The sequence below is a fragment of the Lichenihabitans psoromatis genome, from assembly GCF_004323635.1.
Classification (GTDB): Bacteria; Pseudomonadota; Alphaproteobacteria; order Rhizobiales; family Beijerinckiaceae; genus Lichenihabitans; species Lichenihabitans psoromatis.
Genome location: NZ_CP036515.1, coordinates 1,274,535 through 1,292,304 on the forward strand (window position 1 = coordinate 1,274,535; position 17,770 = coordinate 1,292,304).

13 protein-coding genes are annotated in these 17,770 nt (G+C 65.3%); 12 read left to right on the top strand and 1 reads right to left on the bottom strand.

Features of this window, described 5'->3' with window-relative positions; all coding sequences use genetic code 11:
• The first annotated feature begins 94 nt into the window (after window positions 1-94).
• Complete coding sequence (locus EY713_RS05945) at window positions 95-1,957, top strand: putative bifunctional diguanylate cyclase/phosphodiesterase (protein WP_131113994.1); 1,863 nt, start codon at window positions 95-97, stop codon at window positions 1,955-1,957.
• Window positions 1,958-1,971: 14 nt separating this feature from the next.
• Here EY713_RS05945 and EY713_RS05950 read toward each other — a convergent pair whose 3' ends face one another.
• Entirely contained in the window at window positions 1,972-2,436 is a 465-nt protein-coding gene (locus EY713_RS05950) for a nucleoside deaminase (protein ID WP_131113995.1), read from the bottom strand.
• A 39-nt stretch (window positions 2,437-2,475) separates the two neighbouring features.
• Here EY713_RS05950 and EY713_RS05955 point away from each other — a divergent pair, with 39 nt between their 5' ends.
• The 11 genes from EY713_RS05955 to EY713_RS06005 all read left to right on the top strand — a co-directional run bounded on the left by EY713_RS05955 (window position 2,476) and on the right by EY713_RS06005 (window position 17,733).
• The gene (locus tag EY713_RS05955; RefSeq protein ID WP_177525402.1) at window positions 2,476-4,419 is read left to right on the top strand and encodes a pseudouridine synthase; all 1,944 of its coding nucleotides are present in this window, start codon (window positions 2,476-2,478) and stop codon (window positions 4,417-4,419) included.
• Complete coding sequence (gene rsmD, locus EY713_RS05960) at window positions 4,419-4,970, top strand: 16S rRNA (guanine(966)-N(2))-methyltransferase RsmD (protein ID WP_131113997.1); 552 nt, start codon at window positions 4,419-4,421, stop codon at window positions 4,968-4,970. The genes EY713_RS05955 and rsmD overlap by 1 nt, the downstream gene beginning before the upstream one ends.
• A gap of 230 nt (window positions 4,971-5,200) precedes the next feature.
• Entirely contained in the window at window positions 5,201-6,928 is a 1,728-nt protein-coding gene (locus EY713_RS05965) for an NAD-dependent malic enzyme (protein ID WP_131113998.1), read from the top strand.
• Window positions 6,929-6,951: 23 nt separating this feature from the next.
• A complete protein-coding gene (locus tag EY713_RS05970) occupies window positions 6,952-7,896 on the top strand; it encodes a 2-hydroxyacid dehydrogenase (protein WP_131113999.1) in 945 nt (314 codons plus the stop codon).
• 171 nt (window positions 7,897-8,067) lie between these two features.
• Window positions 8,068-8,976, top strand: a complete 909-nt coding sequence (gene cysD / locus EY713_RS05975) for a sulfate adenylyltransferase subunit CysD (protein WP_131114000.1) — start codon at window positions 8,068-8,070, stop codon at window positions 8,974-8,976.
• Window positions 8,976-10,844 (top strand): sulfate adenylyltransferase subunit CysN, encoded by a 1,869-nt coding sequence (cysN, locus tag EY713_RS05980; protein ID WP_131114001.1) that lies wholly within the window; start codon window positions 8,976-8,978, stop codon window positions 10,842-10,844. Before cysD ends, cysN begins: the two co-directional genes overlap by 1 nt.
• Before the next feature lie 110 nt (window positions 10,845-10,954).
• Window positions 10,955-11,467 carry a DUF4142 domain-containing protein gene (locus EY713_RS05985; protein ID WP_131114002.1) on the top strand — a complete coding sequence of 171 codons (513 nt, stop codon included), beginning with the start codon at window positions 10,955-10,957 and terminating at the stop codon, window positions 11,465-11,467.
• Window positions 11,468-11,553: 86 nt separating this feature from the next.
• Entirely contained in the window at window positions 11,554-12,384 is an 831-nt protein-coding gene (lgt, locus tag EY713_RS05990; RefSeq protein WP_131114003.1) for a prolipoprotein diacylglyceryl transferase, read from the top strand.
• Complete coding sequence (locus EY713_RS05995) at window positions 12,381-13,487, top strand: class I SAM-dependent methyltransferase (RefSeq protein WP_131114004.1); 1,107 nt, start codon at window positions 12,381-12,383, stop codon at window positions 13,485-13,487. The genes lgt and EY713_RS05995 overlap by 4 nt, the downstream gene beginning before the upstream one ends.
• Before the next feature lie 202 nt (window positions 13,488-13,689).
• The gene (locus tag EY713_RS06000) at window positions 13,690-14,874 is read left to right on the top strand and encodes a hypothetical protein (protein ID WP_131114005.1); all 1,185 of its coding nucleotides are present in this window, start codon (window positions 13,690-13,692) and stop codon (window positions 14,872-14,874) included.
• Between the two features lie 207 nt (window positions 14,875-15,081).
• Complete coding sequence (locus EY713_RS06005; protein ID WP_165491045.1) at window positions 15,082-17,733, top strand: TIGR02302 family protein; 2,652 nt, start codon at window positions 15,082-15,084, stop codon at window positions 17,731-17,733.
• The last annotated feature ends 37 nt before the right edge of the window (window positions 17,734-17,770 follow it).

The window sequence follows — 17,770 nt, forward strand, 5'->3', positions numbered from 1 at the left end:
ATAGCGCCACGAGTTTGGCTCATGCGATCTATTCACTCCTTACAGCCTATCATCACCAGATCAGAACCATGCGGCCATCCCGAGCGGAGCGATCATGCAGCCGGCCTATCTGCCGTTTAACGAGACCCAGCGCCTCGAAGCCTTGCTGGAGCTCCATATTCTTGACACCCCGGCCGATCCGCAATTCGACAGTTTCCTGGCAGTGGTGGCCGAGAGCCTGAACGTGCCGATCGCGACCTTTACGTTGATCGACGAGGAACGCCAGTGGCATAAGGCCATGGTGGGTCTGCCGGCGCGGTTTCAGGAGAGCCCGCGGGCAAGCTCGCTCTGCGCCCATGTGATCCTGGCTCCGGACGAAACGCTGGTGGTGGAGGATGCGCGGAGCGATGCACGCATGAAGGCGAGTCCTCTGGTGAGTGGTCCGCCTTTCATCCGCTTCTATGCCGGCCACGCGATCCTCGACGAGAGCGGGTTCGCGGTCGGCGCGCTCGAGATCATCGATCATAGCCCGCGAACCTTGTCCGATGAGGATCGGACGATGTTGGCGCGCTTCTCCCGACATGCGTCGTCGCTGCTTCGCGTCCATAAGCTGAGCTATGCGCTCCGGATGCAGCGCGAGGTGGATGGACTGACAGGTCTCGGCAACCGCCTGGCCTTCAATCGTATTCTCGAGGATGCGGTCGCTCGGGCCAAGACCGACATTGCCGCCTCTTTGGTTGGCGGCAAGGTCGTGGAAGGCAAGCTCCCGGAAGGGCTGGCGCTGCTATCCGTCGATATCGACGGGTTCAAAAAAGTCAACGACGTGCACGGGCACGGCTTTGGCGATGCGATCTTGAAGGATGTGGCTCGTCGCCTCCGCAATGCGATCCGCGGCAGCGACCGGTTGCTCCGCCTCGGCAGTGCGGAGTTCGCCATTCTGATGGCTGGGCCGTTCCTGGTCGGCGAACCCGAGGCGACGGCGCAACGCATTCATGCCGCCTTCGTGACGCCGTTTGAGATGGACGATCTCACCCTGCAGCTCAATCTGTCGATCGGGGTGGCGCTTTACGGCGAACAGGCCGACACGCCGGTGATGTTGCTGCAGCAGGCGCATCGGGCCTTGGCCGATGCCAAGCAGGCAGGGCCGGGTCAGATCCGGACGACACGCGATGGGGCCGCCGGCAATCTCCGGTCGGATCGTCGGATGGAAGAGGATTTGCGGAACGCCATCGAGACCGAGGGTTTCTCGATCTACTGGCAGCCGATCGTCGACCTTCGTCGTGAGGAATTGCATAGCTACGAGGCGCTGGCGCGGTGGAACCGGCCCGATCACGGCCCGGTCGCCCCAAGCACCTTTATCCAGGTGGCCGAACGCGGCGACCTGATGATGGCGATCGATAAGGTCATTCTCCGGAAGGCCTGCCGCGCCGCCGCCTCTTGGACCGATACGACAGGCGTGTCGGTGAATATCTCGCCGGAGTGGTTCTTGGCCGGACATCTTCCCGACATCGTGGCCGACACGATGCGGGAGACAAGCCTCGATCCCAGCCGGTTGCGGATCGAGATCACGGAAGGGTCGTTGATCCGGGATTTTAGCCGCGCTCTCAAAGACATCGAGGCTTTGAAGGCGATCGGGGTGCAGGTGACGCTCGACGATTTCGGTTTTGGTTTGTCGTCGCTCTCCTATTTGACCGAGTTTCCGTTCGACATCATCAAGCTCGACGGCAGTTTCGCGCGCCATCTCCGTGACAATTCACGCGCCATCGCGGTCGCGCAGGCCGCCATCGAACTGGGGCATAAACTCGGCATCAAGGTTTGCGCCGAGGGCGTCGAGGAATTGTGGCATCTCGAGTTTCTGGAGCAGCAGGGCTGCGATCTCGCGCAGGGCTACCTGTTCGGGCGCCCCTCGCCGATCCCCCAGGTGCCGGGCCGATGGGGCAAAGCGAAAAGCGCAGGCAGCACGATCGCCGCGGCCTGAACGGAACGGGGGCGTCAGCGACGCTCGGCAAAAAAGTCGCGTAGCAGCGCCGCAGCCTCGCCTTCCCGCAGCCCGCCATAGACGTCGGGGGCGTGATGGCAGGTCGGTTGACCAAAAAAGCGCGGTCCGTTGTCGACCGCGCCGCCCTTTGGATCGGAAGCCGCGTAATAGAGGCGACGGATGCGCGCGAACGAGATCGCGCCGGCGCACATCGCGCAAGGTTCGAGCGTGACATAGAGATCGCAATCCGGCAGCCGCTGCGATTGCGCCGTAGCGCAAGCGGCGCGGATCGCCAACACCTCGGCATGGGCGGTGGGATCGTGATCGGTGAGGGTTCGGTTCCCGGCCACGGCGAGCACCTGGCCGTTGCGAACCACCACGGCTCCAACCGGCACCTCGCCCCGCGCGGCAGCCTCTCGCGCCGCCTGGAACGCCAGCGAAAGCGGGTCGAATGTGGCTTTCTGCGCCTCGTCGCACATTGATGTCCCCAAATGTTTCGGCCTCTGGTATCACGGCTTATGACCGACACGACCGATAATACCCGCCGCCCTGGCCGCCCGGCCCGACGCTTCAGCCAACTGCAGCCGTTGATCCGGCGCGTTTCACCAAAATCCGTTGTCCTGAAGGCGGCATCCTCCGACCTGGACGCGGCCGCATCCGCGCCTGCAGCCGACGTGACCCCTGCGCTGCAATCCGATGAAGCGCGGATCGCGAAAGTGATGGCTCGGGCTGGCCTCTGCTCGAGGCGGGATGCCGAAAGCTGGATCCTCGCCGGCCGCGTCGCGGTCAATGGTCGGGTCATCGAAAGCCCGGCGCTCAACATCGGCCCGTCCGACGTCATCACGGTTGACGGTTCGCCGATCGAGAAGGCGGAGCGGACCCGCCTCTTCATGTTCCACAAATCGCGCGGGCTCGTCACGACCGCGAAGGACCCCGAAGGCCGTCCGACCATCTACGACGCTTTGCCGGACGATCTTCCCCGCCTCGTGACGGTCGGCCGTCTTGATATCAATACCGAAGGCCTGATGCTGCTGACCAATGATGGCGGCCTCTCCCGCATGCTGGAGTTGCCCTCGACCGGCTGGGTGAGACGCTATCGCGTCCGCGCCAATGGCTCGATCGATCAAGGCACGCTCGACGAGCTCTCGCGCGGCGTCACGATCGAGGGGATCGACTATGCCGGCATCGAGGCCAAGCTCGATCGCCAGCAGGGCGCCAACGTGTGGCTCACCATGGGTCTGCGCGAAGGCAAAAATCGTGAGATCAAGCGCGTGCTCGAACATCTCGGGCTGGCGGTGAGCCGTCTTATTCGCGTGTCGTTCGGGCCCTTCCAGCTCGGGGATCTGACCGAGGGCGCCGTCGAGGAGGTCAAGACCCGTATCCTGCGCGACCAACTCGGGCCGGCGCTCGCCAAGGAGGCTGGCGTCGATTTCGAGGGCCCGGTGCCCAGCGCTACGATCGTGACGCGCGAGGTCCGCCAGACCAAGATGGCCGAGCGACGCGGCATGCGCGATAAACGTGACGCCTCCACCGAGGATCGTGCCCGCCCGCAGCGTGCGTCGGCCACCGAGCCCCGTCGCCATGTCTCGGCGCTCCGTCAGCAGCGTGACGAGGCCGAGACCGATGGTCCGCGCCGGCGCACCCAACGCACCGCCACGGCCGATCGCAAGGGTCGCGCCGTCGCTGTCGAGCGGATCACGACGGCGGCCCGAACGCCCTCGACCAATGCCGCACCGAACCGAAATGCGCGCCGCTTTGAACAGGCGCGATCGGGCGACGATGCGCGACCCGGCCCGGGCATGCGGGTTGGCGGCACCCGTCGCCGCGACGAGGATGTCGGCGAGGAGGCGGCACCGCGTCAGGACGGCCGCCGTCCGCGCACCGTGCGCCAGGCCGATAAAGACTTTCGTCCCGCCCGACGCGAGGCAGCGCCGTCACGGCCGCCACGCTTCGACAATCGCGACGATCGCGCCGCGCCGCGTCCCGCACGGGCCGCCCGCAGCGACACCGGCGATGCGCGCCCCACACGGTCGCGAGATCGGGACGCTCGGCCGCAAGGCGGACAGCGTGATGACCGCCCGCGGTCCGATGCTCCGCGCTTCCCTCGGGACAGCGGGCGAGCCGGCCCGAGCGCGCGGGCAGGGTCCGACGAACGAGCCCCGCGTGGACAGGACGGCAAGGCAGCACGACCGCGCTTCACCTCGGGCGACAAGCCCGAAGGTCGATCCGCCCAGCGCCTCGAACGTCAGGCCGATCGACCGAACCGTCCGCCGGCGCGCGGCAAGACAGGGCAGGATGGCGGTTTCGGCGGCCGGTCTCGCTCCAGCGCCCCAGGGCGTCCGGGCGGAGACGATCGTCCGAAAGGCGGCTCGCGCCCCCCGCGTTCCGGCACCCGGCCGGGAACGGGCGGCGGTAAACCGCGAACCGGCGGCGGTGGTGGCCGTGGGCGTCCGACACCCTGATGCGGATCATCGGGGGGCGCTTCAAGGGGCGCAGTCTACTCGGCCCGACCACGCGCGACATTCGTCCCACCTCCGACCGGCTTCGCGAGACGCTCTTCAACATCCTCGATCACGCCTATGACGGGTCGGTCGAGGACGCACGGGTCATCGATCTCTTCGCCGGGACGGGTGCGCTCGGCCTCGAAGCACTGTCGCGCGGGGCGGCATTCGGCATGTTCGTCGATGACGGAACCGAAGCGCGGGCGCTTCTGCGTGGCAACATCGAGGCGCTTGGCCTGGGAGGCCTGACGCGGATTTTTCGTCGCGACGCCACCAAACTGGGCGCCTCGCCCGGTTTGCCCTTCACGCTTGCGTTTCTCGATCCTCCTTACGCGAAAGGGCTTGGCGGCCTCGCCCTTACGGCGCTCGACGAGGGCGGGTGGCTGGCTCCCGGCGCGGTCTGCGTCCTTGAAGAGGCGGATGATGCGGTGCCCGATCTGCCCTTGCGGTTCACGCAACTTGAGCGGCGCACCCAAGGCGACAGCGAAATCCGCTTCCTCCGTTACGATTGAGCCGCTGCAGACAGCGGTTGAGCCGTTCGACGCCGTCTTGCCTCACCTCCGATGTCACGAGGCTGGATCCATTCGCCTCAGGGGTAGGACGGGCCGCGTCCGAACCGCGCCAAGACGGGCTTAGCGCGGCCGTGATTCTGTCCTATAGGGGCTGCTCCACATCGTGCCGATGGCATGAACGAGGACGCGCGCTTGTCGGTGGCGAGACGCGAAGCCAAGGAAACAAGACGATGAGCCAGACGCGGGTCCCGGGGCATGCCGCCGTGATCGAAACCCACCTCAGCGGGTACGATCTCATCAACCGCCCGCTCCTCAACAAGGGCACCGCGTTCACGGATGGAGAGCGCGATCAGTTCCGCCTGCATGGCATTTTGCCGCCCCATGTCGGCACCATCGAAAGCCAGGCGGCCCGCCGACTGAAAGTGTTGCGCGAGTTCAGCAACGACTTCGAGCGCTACGCCTTCCTGCGCGACCTGCTCGACACCAATGAGACCTTGTTCTACCGCCTGTTTGCCGACAACACCGAAGAGATGCTTCCGCTCGTCTACACGCCGACAGTTGGCGAGGGTTGCGAACGGTTCAGCGAAATCTGGCGCAAGCCGCGCGGCATCTTTCTCAGCTACCCCAACCGGGATCGTCTCCGCGACATCTTGGCCAATCCGCTTTTCGATGCCGTTCGCGTCATCGTGGTGAGCGACGGCGAACGCATTCTCGGGCTTGGCGATCAAGGCGCCGGTGGCATGGGTATCCCGATCGGCAAGCTGTCGCTTTACACGGGTTGCGCCGGCATCCATCCGGGCGAAACCCTGCCGATCCTGCTCGATGTCGGCACCGACAATGACGAACGTTTGGCCGACCCGATGTATGTTGGGTGGCGGCACAGGCGTATGCGAGGGCAGGATTACGACGATTTCGTCGAGGATTTCGTCAACGCGGTCCACGAGCGCTGGCCAAAGGTCCTGCTGCAATGGGAGGACTTCGCCGGCAGCAATTCGGGACGTTTTCTGGAACGGTATCGCGACCGGCTCTGCACGTTCAACGATGATATCCAGGGCACGGCCGCGGTTGCGGCCGGAACCCTGATGGCCGCCGTGAAGGTGACCGGCACGCCGCTTGTCGATCAGCGGATCGCCTTGCTCGGCGCGGGCTCGGCGGGTTGCGGCATCGCGACCTTCCTGCTCGAAGCCATGGTGGCGGACGGGCTCGACGAGGCGGAGGCGCGCAAGCGCTTCTATGCGGTCGACATCAACGGCCTGCTGGTCGAGGGCCAGAACGACATCCGGCCGAACCAGCGCAAATTCGTGCAATCGCGCGAGGCGGTGGCGGGGTGGACGTTGGAAGAGCCCGGACGCATCGGGTTGGCCGACGTGGTTGCCAACGCCCATCCGACGACGCTGATCGGCGTGTCGATGCAGGCTGGCGCGTTCACCGAGGCAATCGTGCGGAAGATGGCGGACAACACACCGCGCCCGATCATCTTCCCGCTCTCCAACCCGACCTCGCGAGCCGAAGCCCAACCGAAGGACGTGATGGAATGGACCGGCGGCCGCGCCCTGATGGGCACCGGCAGCCCGTTCAAGGCGGTCGAGCGGAACGGCGTGACGATCCCGATCAACCAGACCAACAATTCCTACATCTTCCCGGGTGTGGGACTGGGGGTTCTGGCGGTCGACGCGCGCCGCGTCACGGATGCGATGTTCATGGCGGCGGCCCGAGCCTTGGCAGATCTCTCGCCCGCCCTGAAGGATCCGAACGGTCGGCTTTTACCCCCCGTCGAAGAACTCCGTAGCGTGGCGCGGACGCTCGCGGGCGCGGTGGCGCGGCAGGCGATCGCCGATGGTGTGGCGGAGCCGCTCGACGAGGCCGAGATCGACGAGCGCATCGACGCGCATGTGTGGGAGCCGAGCTATCGGCCCTACCGCTATGCTCCGCTGGTCGTGAAGACCGTCGAGGGTTAAGTCCCGCATCGTCAGAGGCCAGCATGAAACCCACCATCCTGATGGTGCCGCAGTTGCCCGCCCGCTTCGTCGAGCGGTTGAAGGAGGATTATCAGGTGCTCGGGCCGCTCGGAACGGCGGGGCCAGGCGCGCTGCCTCTGGGTGCAGCCGAGGTACGCGCACTGCTGACCATGGGGACGCTGACGACCGATGCAGCCCTGATCGACGCCCTGCCGTCGCTCGAGCTGATTTGCTGCTACGGCACGGGTTTCGAGGGGGTCGATCGGGCCCACGCGGCGTCCCGCGGCATCGCGATCGCCAATGCGGGCTCCGCCAATGCCGGCGCGGTCGCCGAATATGCGATCGGGCTCATGCTGGCGACGACGCGGCAGATCGCGTCCGGCGATCGCTTCGTACGGGCCGGCTCTTGGAAGGGCAATTCGGTCGAGCGCATGCCGATGCGTGCCGGTTTGTCGGGCCGCCGGGTCGGCATTTATGGGCTTGGAGCCATCGGCACACGGATCGCCCGTCTCGCGGCCGGGTTCTCGGTGCAGATCGGCTATCACAACCGCTCCGCCCGGACCGACGTGCCTTATCTCTACCACGACAGCCTCATCGGACTGGCAGAATGGGCCGATATCCTCGTGGTCGCGGCTCGCGCCGGCGCCTCGAACTATCACGCGGTCGATGCGAGGGTCTTGGCGGCGCTCGGCTCCGAGGGCCATCTCGTCAACATCTCGCGCGGCATCGCGGTCGATCAGGATGCAGTGGCCGATGCGCTCGAACGCGGCGTCATCGGCGGGGCCGCTCTCGATGTGTTCGAGCGTGAGCCCGAGGTCCCGGCCAGGTTGAAGGCTCTTCCCAACATCGTGCTGACACCGCATATCGCCGCCAATGCGACGTCGGCCCAGGAGGCCCAACAGTCCACGATGCTGGCCAATCTCGCGGCATTCTTTGACGGGAAGCCGCTCGTCAGCGAGGTTCGCTGAGCCGACCCGAGTCGGCATCCGATGTTTATTGATCCTGCCCGCCATCACCTGAAACCGCAGCCCAGACTCTGAGAAGTCTAGCGGCGCGATATAATAATCGCGCGAGCGCGTTGCATTGGCGGCATTTGGCGCGGTAAACACGATTGCATCCGTCACGGAACCGCAATCTTCATGTCCGATCAGCTCCCCGTCCACCTGCGCCGTCTCGAAGCCGAAGCGATCCATATCATGCGAGAGGTCGTGGCCGAGTTCCGCAACCCGGTCATGCTCTATTCGGTCGGTAAGGATTCGAGCGTGATGCTGCATGTGGCTCTGAAGGCGTTCTTCCCAGCCAAGCCGCCGTTTCCGCTGCTGCATGTCGACACGACCTGGAAGTTTCGTGAAATGATCGCGTTCCGGGACGAGGCGGCGAAGCGCGCCGGGATGGATCTGATCGTGCACATCAATCAGGATGGCGTGCGGCGGGGTATTTCGCCGGTCGCGTCAGGCTCCTCCGTGCACACGCAGGTAATGAAGACCGAGGGGCTTCGGCAGGCGCTCGACAAGGGCCAGTATGACGCGGCCTTTGGCGGCGCGCGGCGCGACGAGGAGAAGAGCCGCGCCAAGGAGCGCGTCTTCTCGCATCGCTCCGCAAGCCATGCTTGGGACCCGCGCAATCAGCGGCCTGAATTATGGAGCCTGTTCAACACACGGATCAAACCCGGGGAGTCCATGCGGGTATTTCCGCTGTCGAATTGGACCGAACTCGATGTTTGGGATTACATCCGGGCGGAGCGGATCGAGGTCGTGCCGCTGTATTTCGCCAAGGAGCGTCCGGTCGTCACGCGTGACGGCACCCTCATCATGGTGGATGACGATCGCTTGCCGATGAACCCCGGCGAGACGCCACGGATGGAGCGGGTGCGGTTCCGCACTCTCGGTGATTATCCGCTGACGGGGGCAATTCCCTCGGATGCCGCGACGCTGGACGACATGATCGACGAGATGCGCTCGTCCACGACGTCGGAACGCCAGGGCCGTTTGATCGACAGCGACGAGTCCGGCTCCATGGAGAAGAAAAAGCGCGAGGGGTATTTCTGATGGCGACCCAACGCGAGGCCTTGTCCCGCCCCACTTTGCGCTTTCTGACCTGCGGCTCGGTCGATGACGGCAAGTCGACCCTGATCGGCCGTCTACTCTACGAGCAGAATTCCATCTTCGACGATCAATTATCGGCGCTCGAACGCGACAGCAAGAAACACGGCACGGTCGGTGACGACATTGATTTCGCGCTGCTGGTGGATGGGCTCGAGGCCGAGCGCGAACAGGGCATCACGATCGACGTCGCCTATCGCTATTTCGCGACGCCGCGTCGCGCCTTCATCGTGGCCGACACGCCGGGCCACGAGCAATTCACCCGCAACATGGCGACCGGTGCCTCCAATGCGGATCTCGCGATCCTGCTGGTCGATGCGCGCAAGGGCCTGCTGACGCAAACGCGGCGTCATGCGTTCATCGTCTCGCTGCTCGGCATCCGGCACGTCATCCTGGCGATCAACAAGATCGATCTGGTCGATTACGATCAATCGGTTTTCGAGCGGATTGAACAGGACTTTCGCACCTTCGCCGAGCAGCTGAATTTCAGCGCCATCACGGCCATTCCGCTATCGGCTCGCTATGGCGACAACGTCTCGGCCGCGTCCGATAAAATGCCGTGGTACGATGGTGGGAGCTTGCTGAGCCATCTCGAGGCCGCCGATGTCGATCAGGACCGGCGGGAGAAGCCGTTCCGCCTGCCGGTGCAGTGGATCAACCGTCCCAACCTCGATTTCCGGGGCTTTGCCGGCACCATCGCGAGCGGCCGGATCGTGCCCGGCGACGCCATCACGGTGGCGGGCTCGGGGCAGACCTCCGTCGTGACCCGCATCGTCACCCAGGACGGCGACCGCACCAGCGCCGAAGCCGGCGATGCCGTGACGCTGACGCTCGCCGATGAGATCGACATCGCGCGGGGGGACGTCCTGTCGTCGAAGGATCGTCCTCAGGTGGCTGACCAATTCGCCGCCCATGTGATTTGGATGAGCGCCGACAATCTGCTCCCAGGCCGGTCCTATCTCATGAAGATCGCGGCCCGGTCGGTTCCGGTGACCGTGACGGATCTTAAACATCGGGTCGACGTCAACAGCCTCGACCGGCTCGCCGCCAAGACCCTGAGCCTGAACGAGATTGGCCTCTGCAATATCGCGGCATCCGTCCCGATTGCCTTCGACAGCTATGCCGACAACAAGGACACCGGCGCCTTCATCCTCATCGACCGTGCCACCAATGCGACCGCCGGGGCCGGGATGATCGATTTCGCGCTGCGGCGGGCCACGAATATCCACCGGCAGGATCTCGCGATCAGCAAACAGTCCCGCGCGGACCTCAAGCATCAGAAACCCGCGATCCTGTGGTTTACTGGCCTGTCGGGTGCCGGCAAATCGACGGTCGCGAATCTCGTCGAAACCAAGCTTCATGCGCGCGGCGTCCATACCGTGATGCTAGATGGCGATAACGTGCGGCACGGCCTGAACAAGGATCTCGGCTTCACCGATGCCGACCGGGTCGAGAACGTGCGCCGCGTCGGCGAGGTCGCCAAATTAATGACCGAGGCCGGCCTCGTGGTGCTGTGCAGCTTTATCTCGCCTTTCGCGGCGGAGCGGCGGCTCGTGCGGGAACTGGCCGAGCCGGGCGAGTTCCTGGAAATCTTCGTCGATGCGCCGATCGAGGCGTGTATCGCCCGCGATCCAAAGGGACTCTACAAGCGCGCCCTGGCGGGGGAGATCAAGAACTTCACCGGAATCGACCAGCCCTACGAGGCGCCAGAGAACCCGGAAATGCGGCTGGACGCCGGCACCAAGTCGCCGGAGATCCTGGCCGACGAGGTGGTCGCCTCGCTACAGGGGCGGGGCGTCATCGCTCGCTTCTGACCGCGCCTCGCGATATGAGGGTGCGGGAACCGTGCGCCGCGGCGCTGGTTTCCGAGCTATCGCGGCGTGACACGTCGATGCTGTCAGCCGCAAACGATGGATGAACGAGCATGAAATCAGCACTTTTGGCCGCGGCTCTGATGACGACGCTGCTGAGCGCATCGCATGTTTCGGCCGAACCGGCCTCGCCCTTCGTGGGCCTGTTCGCTCAAGATGCATCGCTCGGCAACGCGTTTGAGATCGACGAATCCAAGATCATCCTCGAGACCAGCACCAATCCGGTGGTCCGGGCTTTTGCGGAAGAGATGATCCACGATCATACGATCGCGCAGGCCGAACTCGACCGGCTGGGCCGTCGGGCCGGCGTGCCGACCGACATCATTCCTGGCAAGGCGCAGAAGACGTTGGTCGACGATCTCGGCCTGATGGACAGCCCGAAGCTCGACAAGGTCTATTTGTCGGATCAGTCGAAGGCGCATGCGCGCGCGGTGGCGCTCATCAGCGATTACGCGATCAACGGCGAGGACCCAGCCTTCCGTGCTTATGCGCGCGCGACGCTGCCGATGGTGCTGATCCATCAGCGCATGCTGGTCGAGATCTCGGGTAAGAAGCCGCACCTCTGAGACAAACGACCAAGTCGGTCGATTTGTGATCCGGGCGGCGCTCCAGCCCGCTTGACGACCCGGCGGTGGGCGGGCAAGCACCGCCCATGCCGATCTTTCTCATCCCCTACCCCGTCATCGACCCGGTCCTGATCAATCTCGGGCCGTTTCCGATCCGCTGGTATGCGCTGGCCTATGTGGCCGGCCTCGTGGCGGGGTGGGCCTATGCCCGCTGGTTATGCGGGCGCGAGGCGTTGTGGCACGGTCTCTCGCATCCGACCCGCCTCAGCATCGACGATCTCGTGGTCTATATCGCGTTCGGTATCGTGGTCGGCGGCCGGCTGGGCTATGTGCTGTTCTACAACCTGCCCTACTACCTCGATAATCCAAGCGAGATCGTCGCGGTATGGAGAGGCGGCATGGCCTTTCATGGCGGCTTGGCTGGAGCCATTCTGGCGATTTGGATCTTTGCCCGGCGGCATGGCGTCAGCGCCCTGAGTGTGGCCGATGTCGTGGCGGCCGGGGTGCCGATCGGTCTGTTCTGTGGCCGCCTTGCCAACTTCATCAAGCCCGAGCTCTGGGGCCGCGAGACGGACGTGCCTTGGGCCATGGTGTTTCCAGGCGGAGGCCCCCTCCCGCGTCATCCAAGCCAACTCTATGAGGCGGGCCTCGAAGGCGTGGTGCTGTTGATCATTTTGGCCTTGGTGATCCGCGCTGGAGGATTGCGTCGCCCCGGCCTCGTAGCGGGCTGTTTCGCGGTCGGCTATGGCATCGCCCGCATCATCTGCGAGTTCTTCCGCCAACCCGATCCGCAACTCGGTTTTCTCTTTGGCGGGGCCACCATGGGGATGCTGCTGTCGCTGCCGCTGATCGTGATCGGGATCGTCGCGATCATCTACGCGCGCCGCTCCATGCCAGCGGCCCCGTCGCTTCGATGACAGACGCAAGCCCCCTCGCTCGGCTGATCCGCGATCTGATCACCGACGATGGGCCGATCGGGCTCGATCGCTACATGGCCTTGGCGCTCGGACACCCCGCCTACGGCTATTATCACACGCGCGATCCACTCGGCCGCTCGGGTGATTTCATCACGGCGCCCGAGATCAGCCAAATGTTCGGCGAGATGATCGGCTTGTGGCTTGCCGAGACCTGGCGGCTGTTGGGTGAGCCGGCCCACGTCATCCTGGTCGAACTTGGCCCGGGGCGCGGAACTTTGATGGTCGATGCCTTGCGGGCCGCGCGTGTGCGTCCGGACTTTCGCGCCGCCATCGATCTCCATCTCGTCGAGACCAGTCCGGTTCTGCGGGCTGGCCAAGCCGAAACATTGGCAGAGGTCGGCATCGCGGCGCGGTGGCACGACACACTCGCGACCGTGCCGGCGGGGCCGGTCCTGGCGATCGCCAACGAGTTTTTCGACGCTCTTCCGGTCCGGCACTACCAGAAGACCGAACGCGGCTGGCACGAGCGGCTGGTCGGCCTCGACGGCAACCAAGGCTTGAGGTTCGGCCTCGCACCCGAGCCGGAGCCGCGCATCGCCCTGACGGGGCCGAACGGGAGCGTACTCGAGGTCGCGGCCGATGGCTTGCGGGAGGCCCATAGGCTTGCCACACGGATCGCCACGAGCGGCGGCGCAGCGTTGATCCTGGATTACGGCCACACCGCCAGCGGTTTCGGCGAAACGCTGCAGGCGGTGAGCCGCCATGGTTTTGCCGATCCTCTGCAACGGCCCGGTGAGGTCGATCTGACGGCGCATGTCGATTTCGCGGCACTCGGTCGCGCCATGCGGGCGGCGGGGGCCGTGGTGTCGGGGCCGCGCCCGCAAGGGGAATTCCTGCTTGCGCTCGGCGTCGAGGCGCGCGCCCACCAACTCGCCACCGCAAAGCCATCAGCCGGTGAAGAGATTAAAGCGGCTTTCACCCGCTTGACGGCGATCGACAGCAAAGACGGCCCGGGCATGGGTCGTTTGTTCAAAGTGATCGCCGCCTCACAACCGGGCCTGCAAGCCTTGCCGGGCTTTGTCGATGAGGTTTTGGCTTTATAGCATCACCGTCAATCAAAACTGAAGCTTTGCTGCAACGATCTGCGGCACTACTACCGAATTGCCATATTGATTAATATTTTATGGATGACTCGGGGGTTGGACTCGACGTAGTTGAATTCGATCGTTCCGTTACTCGGCGTAGTATTTGTTCATGAAGCCAATCGTTGCAACATGTCTTGTAGGACTGCTCGCATCCTCTGCGATGGTCTCGTCGGTCCGGGCTGAAAATGGGGTCGGCGAGCCGGCTCTTCCCTGCAATTCCTGGTGCCGGGTCTGGCTTGGACTCGACAAGGAGCCGGCCGCGGCACCCGCGCCTGTCGAACCCCCGACGCCGATTATCTCGACCGAACTGCCGCCGCCGCCATCGATCACGGCTCCGCCCCAGCGCATCGCCAAGGCGCATGGCGCGCCGTTGAAGTCTCGGCTCCACGTCGGCGATGGGTCTCCGTTGCGCGATCGTCACGCCCCGATGAAGGCCGGGGCTGATGTCGAGACGACGGTGAAGTCGACCGACACGGTCGCGGCCGAGCCCCTCACGCCGATCCCGCCTGTGCGAAAGCACATCGCGCGGATTCTCGCTCGCCCGGTGAAGCCCGTCGTGCGACAGGCGTTAGGCCCGCCGATGCCGCCCGTCGACAAGCGTGCTGCGGCGGTCGAGGCGACGCGACCTTTTGGGCTGACGGGTGTGGTGGTCCATGCCGCTCCATCCAACCCGCCGTCCGCTCCCATCGTCGCGCTTAAGGCCGCCCCCGTGCCGGAGCGTGCCCTTGCGGTCGTGTCGCTCGAAAGCGTGCCTGCCGTGACATCGGCACCGTTGATTCCGGCGGCACCGGCGCAGGACCCTGCCCCCATCGCCGCCGCATCCATGGAGCAGACGAGAGCCTCGACCCATCGTCCGGTCAATCCCCTGCTTTCGCTGCTCGCAACCCCTGCCGCGAGCGCTGCCGTGCCGATCGAGACCCCGATCGATTCAAGCTCAGCGGTGTCGGACAAGGCCATGCTCGAGGCTCAAACGCCGTCACCGCCAGCCGCGCCACCGGTGGGCGATCCCGCGATCGAGCCTCAACAACCCGTCGTGACAGCCCTGGCGCAGCCCGATGCAATGGTCGGCGTTGTCGCTGCTCCGAGCCAGCCGATCGCAACCGGCGACACGGGAGGGTCGGCGTCGGGCCCCGTCATTGGGACGGCGATGCCGCTCCCCGATCGAGCCATGCTGCACGATCAGGCGCCCGTGCGGACGGTCTCGCTGGGTGAGCGGGTCGATCCGTTACCCACGGCATCGATCGCGCAGCCGGCCTTGCCGACGGTGGTGCCGCCCATCGATCCCTCGCGGCAGGGTCAGCCGCCAATGCTCCAGGGCGACACGGCGGTCGTTCCTCTCGACTGACAATGCCGGGCGCGTCACGCCACACCGACGGTCAACCCGTCGCAGTTTCGACGCGGTCCTGGCCGATCATGTTCCGATAGGCGCCCGAGAACCGCGTTCGCATGACGCGTTTTCTTGGCGCGCCATGGGCCTATAGTGGGGCTCGATCGTGTCGTGCCTCGCGTGAGAGGGCGGCGCCTGTGGCTTCAATCTAACCGGAGACGGTGCTTGCCGGATCAAAAGGACGCAACACCGGGCCGCATCGACCGTCTGATCGGTCGGGCTCTTTGGACGCTGCGGTTCGAACGGCTATGGCCCGCGATCGTTCTCGCGGCCGGTTTGGTGGCTCTGTTCGTCACGCTGTCGTGGCTCGGTGTTTGGGTTGTGGCGCCGAGAATCGTTCGGATTGCGGGTGTTTTGGCGATCCTCGGCGGTCTGGGTTGGGCGGCCGTTCTGGCTTATCGGGCAGCGTGGCCGACCCGGTCCGAGGCCCTGAACCGTCTCGACCGGGATTCGGGATCGAAGCATCGGCCAGTTTCGGCGGCGGCAGATCACTTGGCGAACCACGGCAGTGATCCGACCACGCGCGCGTTGTGGGAGGTCTATCGCAAGCGGCTCGAGGGCACGGTCGCGCGCATCCGGGTGGCGCGCCCCTCCCCGCGCATGGTCGATCGCGATCCGTTCGCGTTGCGGGCGCTGGCGCTTTTGGCGCTGGTCGCGGCCGCTTTCGTGGCGGGAGCCGATCGGGACAGCCTGTTGGGAACGGCGTTCGATTGGCGCGGCACCACCGGCGCGGCTGGTCCCGGCTTTCGCGTGGATGCCTGGATCGATCCGCCCCTCTATACAGGCCGGCCACCCGTGGTTCTGGTTGGTCCTGACCATCCCGTCACGCAAAACCAGACCGTGACGGCGCCGGCTCATTCGACTGTCGTGATCCGTTGGTCCGGCACGGGGCGCGTCGATGTGGCGTCCGACCCTGGGCTCAAGGCAGACGCTCCCGTTCAGACGGCGCAAGGCAGTGCTTCGCCGGCGGCGTCCGACCGCCTCGGTGCCTCGGCCTCTGCCGGGGGGACCGAAAAGGGTTCGGCCAAGCCGGAGGGTCCCGAGAAGAGGTTCACCCTCACCCGCAATGCGACGCTGACGCTTACCCATGACGGGACGAGCTTGGGATCGGTCGCCCTGCAGGCCATTCCCGACATGCCGCCCACCATTGCGCTGATCGGCAAGCCGGAGCCGGCCTCTCGCGGAGGCCTGACGCTGAACTACAAGATCGACGACGATTATGGCGTCACAGGCGCTGAAGCCTCTTTCACCGATCCCGCCGTGAACGGAACGCCGATCGCGGGTCGCTCGCTCGTTCCGCCTCCCCGCCTGACGTTGTCTTTGCCTGCGACGGCCGGCGGCCTTGGGACGGGCCAGACCAAGGGCGATCTTTCCGACCATCCTTGGGCCGGCGCCGAAGTCTCGATGGTGCTCAGCGTCAAGGACGAGGGCGGCAATGTCGGCATGAGCGCGCCGGTCCGCATAGTGCTACCCGTCCGCGTCTTCACCAAGCCGCTGGCACGTGCCCTTGTCGAGCAGCGGCAGGCTCTGGTGTTCGATCCGGATCATCGCGATGGCGTCGCGACCGCGCTCGACGCCCTGATGATCGCCCCGGACGACTTCGGCACGACGAAAGCAATCTATCTTGGGCTTTACACGGCGCGGCAGCGGCTCGACAGCGCTCGGACCGACCAGGACCTCATCGACCTCTCCGACTATCTCTGGCAGATGGCGCTGCGGATCGAGGATGGTGACCTGACACAGGCGCAGCAGGATTTGCGCGCGGCTGAACAGGCCTTGCGCGAGGCGATGGACAAGGGCGCCTCCCCCGACGAGATCAAGAAACTGACCGACAATCTGCGCCAGCAGATGGACAAGCTGCTGGCCGAAATGATGCAGCAGGAGAAGGGTGAGCAGCAGCAAGGCGAGGCCAATCCGAATGTCAAGATGGTCACGCCGAAGGATCTTGCGCAGATGATGAAGCGCATGGAGGATGCGGCGCGAACCGGCGACATGGCCGAAGCGCAGCGGCTACTCGACCAACTCCAAGGCATTCTGGACAATTTGAAAACCGCAAAGAAAAGGTCGGCCGGCGATCAAGCGGCGCGCGAGATGAACCGCCAAATGAGCGAACTCGACCGGATGACGCGGGACCAGCAGGCGGTGCGCGACAAGACGTTTCAGCAAGGCAAGACCCGTCGTTCGCCGCCGAGCGGATCGCCGCAATCCGGTGACCAGCAGATGGGACAAGGCGCCGACCCGGACGACGACAGCGGCGACATGGAGGACCAGTCCGCCGACAACGAGAAACCCTCCGACCAGCCTGGCGACCAGCAGGCGCAGGAGGATCTGAAGCAGCAGCAGCAAGCGCTTCGGCAGCGGCTCGACGACCTCCAGAAGAAAATGCATGATCTCGGCATGAAAGGTGAGCAAGGGCTCGACGATGCCGAGAGCGCCATGAAGGATGCGGAAGGCGCCTTGTCCAAGGGCAATGGCAGTAGCAACCGTCAGGCCGTCGAGGCGCAGGGACGTGCGCTTGAAGGGTTGCAGAAGGGCGCCAATGGTCTGGCGCAACAGATGGCGCAAGGGCAATCCGACCAGGATGGAGACGGCCAGGGCGGAACGACCGGCCAGGGCATGGCCAATGGCAGCGACACCGATCCGCTCGGCCGCCAGCGTGGCGGACGCGGCGTGGCGGAGACACGCGGCACCGAGATCGGCGAAGGCGTCGCGGCGCGCGCGCAACGAGTTCTGCAGGAGTTGCGGAAACGCCTCGGCGATCCGTCTCGCCCCCAGGAAGAGCAGGATTATCTCGAGCGGCTTCTGAAGCGGTACTGAGGCGCTGCGATTGTTGGGGATGTCAGCGCCGACGCCC